Source organism: uncultured Lamprocystis sp. (assembly GCF_903933125.1).
Classification (GTDB): Bacteria; Pseudomonadota; Gammaproteobacteria; order Chromatiales; family Chromatiaceae; genus Thiodictyon.
In genome coordinates this window covers 24,917-38,682 of sequence record NZ_CAIZIZ010000193.1, presented here as the reverse complement: position 1 = coordinate 38,682, position 13,766 = coordinate 24,917, and the positions used below count along the sequence as shown (strand labels likewise).

Sequence of the window (13,766 nt, the reverse complement as noted above, 5' to 3'; positions counted from 1 at the left end):
GCCTTGCGGTCCGGGGCTATTCATCGGGAGCGTCATGAGTAAGAAACCAGTCCGTATCGCCGTCAGCATCAAGGATCGCGTCGCGCGACAACTCGTGTGCGGCATGTTCAGTTCCGCGGGGGCGAGCATCCAGATCTGTGATGACGCGGCGGCGATCCTGCAGAGCGGTGACGACCTGCAAGCGATCGTGCTGGGCCTGGCCCCCGCGGTCGATGAGACGATCGACGCCCTGGTCATCCTGCGTCAACGCCTGCCGACCCTGCCGATCTATGTGATCACCGACACCGCCGGGCAGCGGCACGCCAAACGCGTCAAGTCGTTCGGCGCCACGCAGGTGATCCCTCACGAAGAGTTGCAGCGGCGCGTCGTTCCACTGGTCCAACAGGTCGCGCAGGTCAATCAGATCGATGACTTGAGTGTCCGCTCGCCGGGATGGGCGGCGAACAAAATAGACCAGGGTTATGAGGTGCAATCCATGGACATGGGGGCCTGGTTGTCGATCCCTGGGAACCGGCGGCTGCTTGGCCTGGAGGAGACTACCGATGCGGTCGAGGATTTGGCCGATGTGGATGCGATCGATGTGGACTCGGTGGATGCGGATTCGCCCGATGCGGATTCGCCCGATGCCTTCCCGCAACGCGACGAGCGACCGGCCGCGGACCGGATACTGACGGTGCCGGTCCAACCCTTGCCGCCCCCCCCGGTCGGGGATGTGGCGCCGATCGAGCCATCACGGGTCGCCACGGTTCGCGCGGGTGATCTCGGGCATCCGCCGCAGCCTGCGGTCGCCCCGCCGCCGCCCGACCCGTGCGCGGCAACCGAGTCGGGAAGCGACAGCGCGCCCTGCAGTCTCACCGACTGCCCGCGGCTGGTGCACTATCGAGAGGAACACGACGCGCAAAACGCCGCGATTCTGGAGACCCTTATCCAGCGTGAGAAGCGTCTTCTGGAGATGAACCAGGTGTTTCGTGACCGCCTGCAAGCCGAATTCCGGACCGAGTGGAGTCAGCTCATCAATCAGCGGATCGCCGCCGGCGAACTGAAGTCGGAGCGGATCATGGACGAACGTATCCAACGGGGCATCGCCGCTGCCACGCGGCGCTTCAACCTGATCCTGGGTGCGCTGGCCGGAGCGCTGGCGCTCGTGATCATCCTGGGAATCATCCTGGGATGGCGTCTGTGGCCCTAGCGGCTTGCTGCGACGGGCTCCGTCATATCCCCACCGGTCGCGGCGGTCGCGCGCCGCTTGTGCCGGGGCGCATCCGCCGTCACTCTCCGAGCCATGAAAATCGATGAACCAGAGCCTTTGCCCGACGCCCAGGTGCGCTCGCTGTCCGTGGCGAAGTACCGCAAGCGCGCCGCCGGGTACGACGCCACCTGCGGCCCGACCTGGCCGATCCGCGAGCGCACCATCGCCGCGCTGCAGCTGCAACCCGGACAACGGGTGCTCGATGTGGGCTGCGGCACCGGTTTGAGCCTGCCCCTGTTGCGCCAGCGGGTGGGTGATTCCGGCTGGGTCTACGGTTTCGACCAGAGCCCCGACATGCTCAGCCAGGCCCGCGCGCGGGTCGCGGCGGCCGGCTGGACCAATATCACGCTGTTCGAGACGCCCGCCCAGGGCCTGGCGCTGCCCACGCCGGTCGATGCCCTGTTGTTTCATTACACCCACGACATTCTGCGCTCAGCGTCCGCCCTCGAACGCCTCCTGGCCGGCGCGCGGCCGGGGGCGGCGGTGGCCATCGCGGGCATCAAGTTCTTCCCCCGCTGGCTGGCGCCGCTGAACCTCTGGGTTTATTTCAAGAACCACGGTTATAACGGCGCTCCCGGTGAGTTGCGGACGCCCTGGGATCGCATCGCCCCGCGGCTGACCGACTGGCGGCTGACCCCGACCCAGTATGGCATGGGCTACATCGCCCAAGGCCGGGTGGCGGCGGCAACCACGGACCAGGGCAGCCGACTCCGTCCCGGCGGCGGTGGACCCGACCAACCGGCACTGAGCGCAGGATGACCACCCACACCCTGTCCGTCTCCGCCCGTCCCTACCGCCGCATCGCGGCGGCGGTCTTGGCGCTGCTGGTCCTGAACGGCATGTTGAGCTTCAAGGAGTGGTGGCCGACGCCGGGCGTCCTGCCCGACCACCGGCTGGCACCGGAGTTCGTCTGGCTGTGGTTGGGGCTCCTGACCGTGGTGGGTCTGCGCGGTACCCTGTCCCGCGGCGCACTGGCGGCCTTTACCCTGGTGTACTTGCTGCTGGTGATCGGCCGCTATGCCGATGTCACGGTGCCCAGCCTGTTCGGCCGCGCGATCAATCTGTATTGGGACGGCGCCCAGATCCCACGCTTCCTGTGGGTGTCGGCCCAGGACCTGGCCTGGTGGCGGAGCGCCGGCCTGGTCGCGGTGGTGCTGCTGTTGTTCTGGGGCCTGTACCGGCTGCTGCGGCTGGCCATCGCGGTGGCGGCCCGCGAGGCCGTGCCCTATGCGCTGCGCACACCCTGGGTGTGGGCGCTCAGCGCCGCAGCGGTGGTGCTCGCGACCGCCAATCTGGCCGGTGGGCGGGCCACCTGGCCGGTGGTCTCCAAACCGGTGATTCCGACCTACTGGCGGCAGGCCCGGTTGCTGGCCACGGCCGTTTCGCCCGAACGGCTGGCGCAGGCGCTGCCGCCCTCCGCCGCGCTGGATGAGGCGCTCGCGGCCCCGCCGGGCCAGTCGCTCGGCGCCCTGGGCGGACGCGATCTGTATCTGATCCTGCTCGAATCCTATGGCGCTGTCGCCTACGACAACCCGCAAGCCGCCGCGCGCCTGGCGACGGCGCGCGCGCAACTGGCGGACGCCATCGCCGGCGGCGGGCGGCAGGTGGTATCGGCTTTCCTCGGCTCGCCCACCATCGGCGGCGGGTCCGATCTGGCACACCTGTCATTGCTCTCGGGACTGGACCTGTCCGACCCGAACCGCCACGATTTGCTGCTGACCACGGACCGGCCAACCCTGATGACACTCTTTCGCGGCCAGGGCTATCAGACGGTCGGACTCTACCCGGCGCTGTCCTGGGACTGGCCCGAGCGGGCCTTCTACGGGTTCGATGTGTTCCTGGAGGGACGCAGTCTGGACTATCGCGGCCCACCGCTGGGGTATTGGAACATCCCGGACCAGTTCAGCCTGGCCCGCTTCGAGCAACTGCACCCCCGCGGCCCCGGTGTGCCGCCGCGCTTTCTGTTCTTCCCCACCATCACCTGCCACCTGCCGTTCAGTCAGGTGCCGCCGTACCAGCCGGACTGGCAGCGGGTGCTGACCGACCGGCCCTTCGACCCGGCCGAGGTCGAGCGCACCCTGGCGGAGCAGCCCAACTGGCTGCATATGCTCCCCGACTATCTGCGGATGGTCGAATACAGCTACCGCTGGCTCGGCGGCTTCCTGCGCGAACCCGAGCCGCGCGAGACGCTGTTCGTGCTGGTGGGCGACCATCAACCGACCGCCAACGTCAGCGGCGAAGGCGCCTCCTGGGATGTACCGGTTCACATCATTGCCCGCGACCCTGAACTGCTGGCGCGCTTCACCGCGCTGGGCTTCCACCCCGGACTGGAGCCGCCGCGGGCGCCGCTGGGTGGGCTGCACGATCTGACCGCGATGCTGCTGACGGCGCTGGCGCGGGCCGGACATCCGGCCGGGCCGCGGACCGCCGCCCTGGCGAACCCGGGAGTTTCGCCCTGAGCGGGCGGCGGCGATCGGCCGCGCTGCTGCCGCTGGGGATCCTGTCGGCGGCGCTGCTGCTGGCGGGCCTCGCCCGCTACCGGCTGGTGGAACCGGCGGATCTCACCGCCGCCTGTGACGCCGCACCCTGGCAGGGTCCGGCCTGCATCCTGCGGAGCCTGACGATTCAGGCCTTCGCCGCCCAGCGCCTGGGTTTATTCGCGCTGGCCTGCGGCCTGATCGCGCTCCTGACCCGGTGGCGGGCCGCGGCGTTGGCGGCGCTGGCGGCGGGCGGCGCGGGGCTGATGCTTTATTCAACCTCGGCTGCGGCGCCCGCGGTGCTGCTCGCCGGACTGGCCCTGGTGCGACCGGCAACCGGGGCCCCACGATGAGGCAACAGGATCGGCACCGCCAGGGCCAGCAACAACAGGACATAGACCATGGCCTGGGTGTTGGCCGGACCCTCCTGGACCGCGATCAAGGGTGCGCAACCGGCACAGACCGCCGCCAGCAAGCGCTCCTCCCGGGCACCGGCGGCACAGCGATCGCCCAACAGCGCCAACGCCGACAACAGCAGGGCCGGCGCCGCCGGAGTCGGCCAGGCGAGCGGCCGATAACGCGGATCGAAGACCAGGCCCAGGGCCGCCATCGCCGTCACGAACAGGAATCCAAGCCTGGCCGCATCAACCAGGCCGGGGCGCCCGCTGCGACTCGGCCAGTCGGCCAGTCGGCCAGCCGCCGCCAGCGCGCAGAGCAGCGCCAACAGCGCGGTCAGCGCACCGAGCCCCCACTCCAGCGGACCGCGGCTCCACAGCACCAGGGCGTCCCACTGCAAAGGCAGCAGCGCGGCGCTGCCGGCTCCACCCAACACCAAGATCAGCGCCTGCCAGCGCCGATCCGCTGCCGCGATCCGGCCCTGACTTCGGCCCCGCCGGACGGCCCAGAGAAGCCCGGCCAGCCCGCCGAGTGCGGCGGCCACAACCAATCGCCAGCCGTGCGGATCGGGAACCAGCGGGCCGCTCAATGTCACCCGCGCCTGCCCCTGGGCATCGAACAGACCCCAGGCGCCGCCCATGGCGCCTTCCAAGGCGCGCTTCCAGGGCTGGTCGAAGCCCTCGATCAGGTTGAAGGACAAGGGGTCGGTGGCCTGACGCGCCAGCAATTCGCGCACGAAGCGCGCCTGCTCCAGGCGACCCGGTACCGCGGGTCCGCGTTGACGGCCCGCCGCCGGCCAGCCGGTCTCGGCGATGAAGACCGGCAGCGGGTCGAAGACGGCACCCAGTGCGGCGGCGATTGCCGCCACATGGTCGACGGCGTCCGCCACGGCCACCGGCCGGTCTTCCCAATAGGGCAGGATGTGCGCCGCGACCACATCCACCTCGCCGCGCAGCACCTGGCCATGGCGCAGCCAGAACTCCCACACATCGGCATAGGCCACGGGCACGGCGGACTCCCGTTTGGCGCGGGCGAGCAAGGCCGCCAACGCGTCCGGCGCCAGTTCCCGGCGCAACAGCACCTCGTTGCCGACCACCAGCAGATCCACCACGTCGGCATGGGTGCGAACCAGTTCCAGAGCACGGTCGAGCCGGGCCGTGTTCGCCGCCGGGTCGCGGTCGACCCAAACACCCAGGACGACATGCAGACCGAGCCCGCGGGCGATTGCGGGGACGGCGTCCAGCCCGTGATCCAGCCCGTAGGTGCGCACACAGCGGGTCAGGGTGGCGAGCAGGCGCAGATCGGCGGCGATCTGCTCCGGCGGAACCAGCAGCAGCGGATCGAAAGGCGCCTGCCCCGGCCGGCGGAACGGTGCGTAGGACACACAGGGCAGTCGCGCGGCGCCCGCATCCGGCAGCGGCACGGGTCGGCCGCGCTCAAGCGTCCAAACCAGCAGGCCGGCCAGGGCCGCGGTCAGCAGCAGCAGGACGCCGAACCGGCGCGCCGGGCGGCCGCTGGGTGGCGGCGGCGATGGGGGCGACTCAGTGACTTCAGTGACGGGCATCGGCAGGTGGCCTCGCGGGTGCGACATTGAACATGGAGTCCGGAACCACCGTGCGCACCGGCACCGCCGAATGCCTGGTTGCCCGGATCAGGCCGACCCCGGATCCTGAGCCCCGCACACAACCGGGGGCCGATGCCGGCGTAGTGAGCGACCGGGGCGGCCCACCGCGGCACCGCGCGCGCCGCTGGGACACCGCCGCCCGGTGGGGCGGCGCCGGCCTCATCGCGGCGCTCGTCCTCTTGCTCAATGTCGCGGCCTGGCGCGCCTTCAACCCGCCGCACGCGGCCCCCGAGGCGCCGGCCCGCGTCCACGGGTTGGCTTACAACGCCTTCCAGCGCTGGGATAGCCCGCTGACCCCGCGCTTTCCCACCGAGACTGAATTGGCAGCCGACCTGCGCCTGCTCGCGGGCCTGACGGGGCGACTGCGCACCTACAGCGCTCTCGAGTTTCCAACGCTGCCGTCGCTGGCGCAGCAATTCGGCCTGCGGTTGTCGCTCGGCGTCTGGCTCGATGAGCGTTTGGACAACAATGAACGGGAGATCGCGGCGGCGCTCGACGCCGTACGCCAACACGCCGGCGTGGAGCGCGTCATCGCTGGCAACGAGACTCAGGTCCACCACCGGCTGAGCCTGACCGCGTTGTATGCCCACCTGGACCGGCTGCGCGCCGCCCTGCCGGTACCGGTCTCGACCGCCGAACCCTGGCACATCTGGCTGAGTGAACCCGCGCTGGCCGACCATGTGGACTTTATCACTGTCCATCTGCTGCCGTACTGGGAGGGGGTGCCGATGGCAGCGGCATTGGACGAAGCGCTGCGCCGCTATGACGCGATCCGCGCCCGCTTTCCGGATCAGCCGATCGTCATCGGCGAGATCGGCTGGCCCAGCGGCGGCCCGGCGGTCAAGCTGGCACGTGCCGCCCCCGACGCCCAGGCGGCCTTCGTGCGCGGTTTCCTGGCGCTGGCCGCGACGCGGAATCTCGACTACTACCTGATGGAGGCCATCGATCAGCCCTGGAAGCGCGCCACCGAGGGCAGCGTGGGCGCCTACTGGGGCCTGCTGGACGCCGCCCGCCGACCCAAGTTCGCATTCACCGGGCCAATCGACGCGGACCCCTACTGGCCGGACAAGGCGTTGCTTTCCTCCTTGCTCGGACTGGCCGCGATATTGCCGTTTCTGCTGGCCTTTGCGCACATGCGGCTGGCCGGGCGCCTGGCCTTCGCACTCAGCGCCCAGGCGGTGGCCGCTTTCGGGGTGCTGCTCGCGACCCTGCCGCTGGTGCATTACCTGGCGCCGCCGGACACCGCGGTGTGGGTCCTGTTGGGGCTGGCACTGACGGTGATGGCCGCCATTCTGCTGGCCCAGGCATTCGAATTCGCCGAGCTGTTCTGGGCCGGCAGCCTGCGGCATCAGGCCCCCGTCAAACCGGCGGCCCCCGCTGCGGCGCCGACCCTGGTCAGCATCCATCTGGCGTGCAGCAACGAGCCGCCGGACATGGTGATCGCCGCCATCGACAGCCTGCTCGCGCTCGACTGGCCGGCGTACGAAGTGCTGGTGGTCGACAACAACACGCGCGATCCGAACCTGTGGCACCCGGTGCAGGCCCATGTGGCGGCGCGGATGCGGGCCGCCGCGGCCGCGTGTCGCCGAGCACCGCGCCTGCGCTTCTTCCATCTGCCCGACTGGCCCGGCTATAAGGCGGGCGCACTGAATTTCGCCCTGGAACAGACGGATCCGGCGGCGGCCTGGGTGGCGGTGGTGGACGCGGACTATCTGGTTCAATCCGATTGGCTGCGCGCCCTGGCCGGCTATTTCGCGGATGCGGACGTCGGTATCATCCAGGCGCCCCAGGCGCATCGGGACTGGGGCGAGCGACGGCTCGGACGCATGATGAACTGGGAGTACGACGGATTTTTCCGCATCGGCATGCACCATCGCCATGAGCGGGACGCGATCGTGCAGCACGGCACCATGACGCTGATCCGGGCGGCGGCGCTGCGGCAGGTCGGCGGCTGGGCGCCGGACTGTGTCTGTGAGGACACTGAACTGGGGCTGCGCCTGCTGCAGCGCGGACTGCGGGCGGTGTATGTGGATCAGGTGCTCGGCACCGGTCTGGTACCGACCGACTTCGCCGCCTACCGGCGCCAGCGGCGGCGCTGGGCGCAGGGCGCCATGCAGATTCTGCGGCGGCACGGGCGGGCGCTGCTCGGGCCATCGGCGCTGCGTCTGGGGCAACGCTATCACTTCCTGGCCGGCTGGCTGCCCTGGCTGGGCGATGCCCTGCACCTGGTGTTCAGCCTCGCCGCCATCCTCTGGACGCTCGGCCTGCTGGCCGCACCGCGGTGGTTCGGGGTGCCCTTCGCGCTCTTCATCGTCCCGCTGACGGTGTTCTTCCTGGCGCGGCTGGTGCTGGGACCGCTGCTGTATTGGCGGCGGGTGCCCTGCCCGCCGGGCGACATCGCGGGCGCCGCCCTGGCCGGGATGGGGCTCTCGCACAGCATCGCGCGGGGTGTGATCGCGGGCCTGAGCGGGCGGCGCGCCGTGTTTACGGTGACCCGTAAAGGAGCGCTGCCGGCTCCGGCTTCGGCCAGGACTTCAGTTCAGGCTGACAGCCCGCTCGCCGGCGTTCGCGAGGAGGCCGCGCTGCTACTCGGGCTCCTGGTCTGCATCGCGGCCCTGGCGCTGCACCGGGAGCCGGGGGATCTCGCGTCGGCGATGTGGATGATCGTGCTGGTCATGCAGGCGCTGCCCTATGCGGCGGCGCTCGGGTGCGCCCTGTTGTCGCAGGCGCAACGGGGTTATCGGCACGGTCAGCGCCTAACTTTATTGATCGAGCGAGCAAGAACCGATGACCCCTGATCCAACCGGAATTGAGGCCGCTGAATTGCGCCGCCAGGCGGAACAACGCCTGCATCGGCAGCCGCCGGACAGCGCCGCCGCGCAGTCGGTCGGCGACCTCGAACGCCGGGTCCGCGAACTGCAAATCCGCCAGCGCGAGTTGGAGATCCAGAATGAGCAACTGCGGGAGTTGCGGGCGCACCTGGTCGATAGCACCGAACGCAAACAGATGGAAGCGCGCTTGCGCATCAGCGAGGAGCGTTACCGGTTATTGGCGCAGACGGCCATCGATGTCATCTGGACGATGAATCTGGAAGGCAAATTCACCTTTGTCAGCCCCTCGGTGAAACAATTACGCGGCTTCACACCGGAGGAGGTCATGCAGCAAACGTTTGAAGACATTTTCACGCCCGTTTCGCTGGCCCTGGTGCAGGCGCAGTTCAGTCGCTTTCTGGGCGAGTTACAGGCCGGGTTGCCAACGGGAACCATGCGGCTGGAGCTTGAGCATAAGTGCAAAGACGGCTCCACCGTCTGGACTGATGTCATTGCCTGCCTGCCGATCAGTGCCGACAGCACGTTTTTGGAAATCCTTGGCATCACCCGCGATATCAGCGAGCGCAAGCAGGCGGAAGCAGTGCAGCGCCAGCGCCTGGCGGAACGTTCGCGGATGCAGGAGCGCGAGCAACTGCTGCAGGACCTGCATGACGGCTTTGCCTCTCAACTGGCCAGTGCTTGCCTGCGCAATGAGTACAACATGCTCACCAGCGCCGAGATGGGCGGGTTACTGCATGAGTGTCTCGATGACCTCCATCTGGTCATCGAAACGCTGGGTCACGAGGACCTCAGCCTGAATGACGCCATCGCCGATTATCGCTATCGCTGTGAGAGGCGCTTGTCCGGCCTCGGGATGCAGGTCGACTGGGAGATCGAGCTGTCGGCCTGCCCGCCGTTAGAGCAGCGGACAGTTCTGAATTTACTGCGGATTCTGCAGGAAGGCCTGAACAACGCGGTCAAGCATTCTCAGGCGCACCAGATCCGGATCGCCGCCTGGTATCATCGGGATAGCGCGTTGCGGATCGCCGTGCGCGATGATGGCATCGGGCTGCCCGCCGTCCCCAAGATGGGTCGTGGTCTGGCGAACATGCAGCGACGGGCGCGCGACATTGGCGGCCGGCTCGACTTCACCCCGCTGGAACCAGGAACCAGCGTGTCCCTGACCCTGCCGCTGAGCCCAGCGCCAAACCGGACATGATTGCAGGGGTGCGGACCAGGCGGACGAGGGGACTGCGCAAGACCGCCGTGATGGCGATTTTGCGCGTCGAACCGTCCTGTACCCGATCTCCCTGTCCCGAACATTCCTGTCCCGAGCGTCCCTGTCTCCAGGCTCCTCGTCCCGAACGTCCCTGCTCCCAAGTGATATACCTTGAATTGTTGTGGGTCCATCCGACAATCCCGGGTGGTCTGGGTGAGGCGCACCGATCCTCAAGTGCTCAGAATTGGTGGTTGATTTTGATGTGGCGCTCGCTCCGCGTAAACCCCATATCCATGGGTGACGGCACCCCATATTTATGGGTAACGCAGGCCATGCCAGGCCCGGCGGCGAATCACGGAGGCCTCGATCAAGATTCCGGCCACTTGGGCTCGCCGGGTGCGTAGTCAGGCCATCCTGGCCTGACACCTTCGCTTGGGCGCATAACACCGTCAAGCGCTTGAGAAGCTTTGATCGCCACGCACGGGACCAACGCATCCTCGCGCGGATCATCGACTGAACTCGATTACGACAACGACAACGACAACGATTGTAAAGGTATCCGCCAAGCAAACATGTCTTCAACGACCCCCATTCCCACGGTGCGACAGGTATTGGTCGTCGAGGATGATCCCTACTTCCAACGCGCCATCGGCGAAGCGGTAGACCAATTGGGGATCCCGTGGCTGGTGCATGGCTGCCGAACCGGAACCGCGGCCCTGGCCTGCTGCAACGCCCCCGACGCGCGCCTTGACCTGGCCCTGGTCGATCTGGGTTTGCCGGACCTCGACGGGATTGATGTCATCCGCGCCGTGCATCTTCGCTTTCCCACCGTGCCGATCATGGTCATTTCAGTCGTCTCCGCTGAAACGCGGGTGCTCAACGCCATTCGCGCCGGGGCGCTCGGCTATATCCTGAAGGGCGATTCGAGTATTTCGATGACGCGCGCCATTGAGCAGATCATGGCGGGAAACTATCCGATCAGCCCGAAACTGGCACGTTATCTATTCAAACTCGCCGGACAAGGGCCGGCGGCCGGCGCCGCCGATCTGCCCCGGCTGACGAGCAAGGAAACCGAACTGCTGGAGCACCTCGCGCGCGGCAAGTCCTATGCTCAGGCGGCCGCCACGATGGGCGTGGCGCTGTCAACCGTCCAGTCCTATATTCGCAACCTCTATCGCAAACTCAATGTCCATTCCCAAACGCAGGCGGTGTCGCGGGCACGCGAGCACGGGCTCCTGTGAGGCGTTTGAAGCAACGGCGACTCTTAACCGACGATTGGGGCCGATCGGGGCGGTCAGCCGTCGGCGTTCAGCGGTGACCCAGGCCCCCGCGCATAGGGTGCATTGGGCCAACCGAGCAGCGCCGCGGCCTGTTCGCACTGCTGCCGCAGGTCGTCGGCATCCCGGGCGCCCAGGTGAAGGAGACCGTAGCGGTAACTGTCGAGCCATTTGAGATCCCGTGCGATGGCCGACCGGGTTTTCGGCTGGGTGAACAGCAGCGCGTCCGGCAAGGCCAGCGCCAGATCCGCCCGCCGGGCGCGACTCGGCATGGGCGGCACCTCGTGCGCATGGAAGGCCCGCCACACCAGGCTCGCGGCAACGGCCGCGGTCGGCTCGGTCCGCGGCAAGCATCGGGGGTCCGCGCCGATGGCAAGCGCCAGGGCCATGGCATGGGGGTCCAGGCCCAGGACGCGCCGGTACAAATCGCCGAACTGGGAGGCCAGACGCGGGTTGAACTCGATCACCGTCACCCGGTCCGCGGCGGCATCGTAGAAGAATTCCATGTTGAACAGACCGCGGCGGAAGTCCACCGCATTGAGGAACCGGCGTGCGATATCCGCCGCCCGCGCGATGACCGGCGGCGGCAACCGGCTCGGCAGTTCCCAACGCTGGAACGCCTGGGTGCCGGGATACAGGATCGCATCCACCACGCCGAGCACCTGCATGCGGCCCTCGTGCACGAAACCGTCGAGGTTGTACTGCGCAAGCCTCCGGGGTTCTTCCAGCAACAGGCGGTGAGCGCTGCCGGCCTCGGGCAAACGCCGCCGGACGATGCGGTCGAATGGCTCGACCAGACGGCGGATGAGCCATTGCTCGCGGCGACCGAAACGGGTGTGCGCCTGTAACTCGGCGCGGCTGTCCACGCGGCGCGCCAGCACCGAAAAGGCAGCCTTGACCGGTTTGGCGAAACACGGATAGCGCAGCCCTTGCGGAATCGGCTGACCGTAGTCGCAGTCCAGTCCGGCGAAGGGCAGATTGGCCTGCGGACAGACCCGTTCCAGCACCCGGCGCGCGTGGAGCTTATGCTGACAGGCGATGATCGACTCCGGAGAGGTCCCCGGCAATCCCGCGGCCTCCGCGACCAGGGCCGCCGCCAGGGCACCGTACTGGTCCTGGTGCGACACCACTCCCGCCCAGCCGCGGCGGCGCGCCCGCCGTGCGAGGCCCTGGACGAAGCGTTCGAGATCGAAGCCGATCAGGCCCAGGTTGCTCGGAAAAGAGAACAGGTCGAACCCGGCCCGATCGAACCGGAACGGCGCGCCGGCGAGCCGCGCATGGGCCACCGCATCGAAATCGAAGTCGAACAAGAGCCCGACGCGCGGCGCCCGGCTCATGGTGGATAAGCGCAGCGCATCCACTAGGGCATCGCGCCAGTGGCAATCTCACCCGGCACGCTGCCCAACTCGCTGGTCGCCGTCAGTTCCGCCAGTTCGCCCAGGGCGATCCGCTCCAGAATGGTGATGTGAGCGCCGTGGATCGTGATGATGCCGTCATCGGTCAGTTGCTTGATGACCCGCGAAAAGGTCTCGGGTTTCACTGACAGCCGCGAGGCCAACACCCCCTTGCGCACGTCCAGGGCGAAGGCGCGCCGGTCTTCCGGACAGTGGGCAAGCAGATAGCGGGCGACCCGGCTCTTGGCGGTGTGCAGCGTGAGGTTATCGATTTCCCCGATCAGCCCCCGCAGGCGCCGGCTCAGCGCCCCCATGATGACGAAGCAGGTGTCCATCGACTCACGCAGCATGGCGGCGAAGTCCTGGGCATCAATCGCGAGCAGGACGGTGGGCGCCAGCGTCGCGGCGCACACCGGGTAGCGCGGAGCCTTGAGGAACATCAGCGCCTCGGCGAAAGTCTGGCCCGGCGAGACGATCTCGATGACCTTTTCGGCCCCGTCCGGCGCGAGTCGAAAGAGCCGGATTTGACCCGACTCCACCAGATAGAAACAACGCGCCGGATCGCCCTGACGGAACAGCCACTGTCCCTCGTCCAGACAATGGCGGACCCCACGAGCGGCGACCCGCTGCAACTGGGTGTCGCTGAGTTCGGACAGCAAGGGAGTGTTCCGCAAACTTTCGATCATCGCCCTCTCCGCAGCGAATACCGGGTCGGCACGTCCCACCGACTGGGCGAGGACAGAAATCGCCTAAGCCGCCTTGGCCCCGGCCAGGGTCACCTGGATTTGAATCTCTTCCCAGGGCACGAAAACTAGGCCCGCCGCATCCTGCTCCACCAGCGCCAGTTCCTGCAACGCAGCCAGATCCAACTGGACCAGCCCGTGAGCCCGCCCCAAATGCTTGGCTAGGGCCTCGACCGACACCGCGCCGAACCCTTTCAGCGCGTCCAAGAGCGCTAGCCGCGCGGGGGGCAACGCATCGAAGAGGTGCGCCGCGCTAGCAAACCCCAGTTGATAATCGGCCTCTGGCAACACCTGTCCCTCCTCGGCCCGGCGCGCCAGGTCCGACAGCTCGGCCTTGGTTCGCGCCCAGTCCGACACTCGTACGATCGCCTTTCTCGCCATCTCACCCTCCCAACCGAGTGGGCATAAAAAACCGCCCGAGCTAGACCAAATATTCGGAAAAGCTTCGGACGGTTAAGGCGACAGTCGGACGGATCCGAGCTAACCACCTAATCTAATTGGCGCTCCCTAGGGGTTTCGAACCCCTGTTACCGACGTGAGAGGCCGGTGTCCTAGGCCACTAGACGAAGGGAGCGGT

11 protein-coding genes and 1 tRNA gene are annotated in these 13,766 nt (G+C 67.9%); 7 read left to right on the top strand and 5 right to left on the bottom strand.

Annotation, left to right across the window (positions count from 1 at the left end; all coding sequences use genetic code 11):
- The first annotated feature begins 34 nt into the window (after positions 1–34).
- The 4 genes from QZY03_RS09760 to QZY03_RS09745 all read left to right on the top strand — a co-directional run bounded on the left by QZY03_RS09760 (position 35) and on the right by QZY03_RS09745 (position 4,079).
- Positions 35–1,189 carry a response regulator gene (locus QZY03_RS09760; protein WP_295580459.1) on the top strand — a complete coding sequence of 385 codons (1,155 nt, stop codon included), beginning with the start codon at positions 35–37 and terminating at the stop codon, positions 1,187–1,189.
- Between the two features lie 93 nt (positions 1,190–1,282).
- Entirely contained in the window at positions 1,283–2,008 is a 726-nt protein-coding gene (locus QZY03_RS09755; RefSeq protein ID WP_295580457.1) for a methyltransferase domain-containing protein, read from the top strand.
- The gene (locus QZY03_RS09750) at positions 2,005–3,708 is read left to right on the top strand and encodes a sulfatase-like hydrolase/transferase (protein ID WP_295580455.1); all 1,704 of its coding nucleotides are present in this window, start codon (positions 2,005–2,007) and stop codon (positions 3,706–3,708) included. Before QZY03_RS09755 ends, QZY03_RS09750 begins: the two co-directional genes overlap by 4 nt.
- A gap of 86 nt (positions 3,709–3,794) precedes the next feature.
- Positions 3,795–4,079: a hypothetical protein gene (locus QZY03_RS09745; RefSeq protein ID WP_295580453.1), complete on the top strand. Its 285-nt coding sequence runs from the start codon at positions 3,795–3,797 to the stop codon at positions 4,077–4,079.
- On the opposite strand, the gene QZY03_RS09740 is transcribed toward QZY03_RS09745, so the two are convergent.
- Positions 3,998–5,686: a hypothetical protein gene (locus QZY03_RS09740; protein ID WP_295580451.1), complete on the bottom strand. Its 1,689-nt coding sequence runs from the start codon at positions 5,684–5,686 to the stop codon at positions 3,998–4,000. The two genes, QZY03_RS09745 and QZY03_RS09740, sit on opposite strands and share 82 nt — an antisense overlap.
- Before the next feature lie 32 nt (positions 5,687–5,718).
- Here QZY03_RS09740 and QZY03_RS09735 point away from each other — a divergent pair, with 32 nt between their 5' ends.
- The 3 genes from QZY03_RS09735 (at position 5,719) to QZY03_RS09725 (ending at position 11,016) form a co-directional block, all read left to right on the top strand.
- Positions 5,719–8,544 carry a glycosyltransferase gene (locus QZY03_RS09735; RefSeq protein ID WP_295580449.1) on the top strand — a complete coding sequence of 942 codons (2,826 nt, stop codon included), beginning with the start codon at positions 5,719–5,721 and terminating at the stop codon, positions 8,542–8,544.
- A complete protein-coding gene (locus QZY03_RS09730; protein WP_295580447.1) occupies positions 8,534–9,775 on the top strand; it encodes a PAS domain S-box protein in 1,242 nt (413 codons plus the stop codon). The genes QZY03_RS09735 and QZY03_RS09730 overlap by 11 nt, the downstream gene beginning before the upstream one ends.
- Positions 9,776–10,347: 572 nt before the next feature.
- Positions 10,348–11,016, top strand: coding sequence for a response regulator transcription factor (locus QZY03_RS09725; RefSeq protein WP_295580445.1), 669 nt, complete (start codon positions 10,348–10,350; stop codon positions 11,014–11,016).
- A gap of 53 nt (positions 11,017–11,069) precedes the next feature.
- On the opposite strand, the gene QZY03_RS09720 is transcribed toward QZY03_RS09725, so the two are convergent.
- The 4 genes from QZY03_RS09720 to QZY03_RS09705 form a co-directional block, all read right to left on the bottom strand.
- Positions 11,070–12,389, bottom strand: a complete 1,320-nt coding sequence (locus QZY03_RS09720) for a hypothetical protein (RefSeq protein ID WP_295580443.1) — start codon at positions 12,387–12,389, stop codon at positions 11,070–11,072.
- A 23-nt stretch (positions 12,390–12,412) separates the two neighbouring features.
- Complete coding sequence (locus tag QZY03_RS09715) at positions 12,413–13,132, bottom strand: Crp/Fnr family transcriptional regulator (RefSeq protein WP_295580441.1); 720 nt, start codon at positions 13,130–13,132, stop codon at positions 12,413–12,415.
- A 63-nt stretch (positions 13,133–13,195) separates the two neighbouring features.
- Positions 13,196–13,570, bottom strand: a complete 375-nt coding sequence (locus QZY03_RS09710) for a hypothetical protein (protein WP_295580439.1) — start codon at positions 13,568–13,570, stop codon at positions 13,196–13,198.
- Positions 13,571–13,687: 117 nt separating this feature from the next.
- Positions 13,688–13,763 (bottom strand) — tRNA-Glu (locus QZY03_RS09705).
- Positions 13,764–13,766: the final 3 nt, after the last annotated feature.

What these genes read in the sequence shown, in the direction of transcription:
- QZY03_RS09760 (WP_295580459.1), top strand. Translation starts at nt 35, where the DNA reads ATGAGTAAGAAACCAGTCCGTATCGCCGTCAGCATCAAGGATCGCGTC.
- QZY03_RS09755 (WP_295580457.1), top strand. Translation starts at nt 1,283, where the DNA reads ATGAAAATCGATGAACCAGAGCCTTTGCCCGACGCCCAGGTGCGCTCG.
- QZY03_RS09750 (WP_295580455.1), top strand. Translation starts at nt 2,005, where the DNA reads ATGACCACCCACACCCTGTCCGTCTCCGCCCGTCCCTACCGCCGCATC.
- QZY03_RS09740 (WP_295580451.1), bottom strand. Translation starts at nt 5,686, where the DNA reads ATGCCCGTCACTGAAGTCACTGAGTCGCCCCCATCGCCGCCGCCACCC.
- QZY03_RS09735 (WP_295580449.1), top strand. Translation starts at nt 5,719, where the DNA reads ATGGAGTCCGGAACCACCGTGCGCACCGGCACCGCCGAATGCCTGGTT.
- QZY03_RS09730 (WP_295580447.1), top strand. Translation starts at nt 8,534, where the DNA reads ATGACCCCTGATCCAACCGGAATTGAGGCCGCTGAATTGCGCCGCCAG.
- QZY03_RS09725 (WP_295580445.1), top strand. Translation starts at nt 10,348, where the DNA reads ATGTCTTCAACGACCCCCATTCCCACGGTGCGACAGGTATTGGTCGTC.
- QZY03_RS09720 (WP_295580443.1), bottom strand. Translation starts at nt 12,389, where the DNA reads ATGAGCCGGGCGCCGCGCGTCGGGCTCTTGTTCGACTTCGATTTCGAT.
- QZY03_RS09715 (WP_295580441.1), bottom strand. Translation starts at nt 13,132, where the DNA reads ATGATCGAAAGTTTGCGGAACACTCCCTTGCTGTCCGAACTCAGCGAC.
- QZY03_RS09710 (WP_295580439.1), bottom strand. Translation starts at nt 13,570, where the DNA reads ATGGCGAGAAAGGCGATCGTACGAGTGTCGGACTGGGCGCGAACCAAG.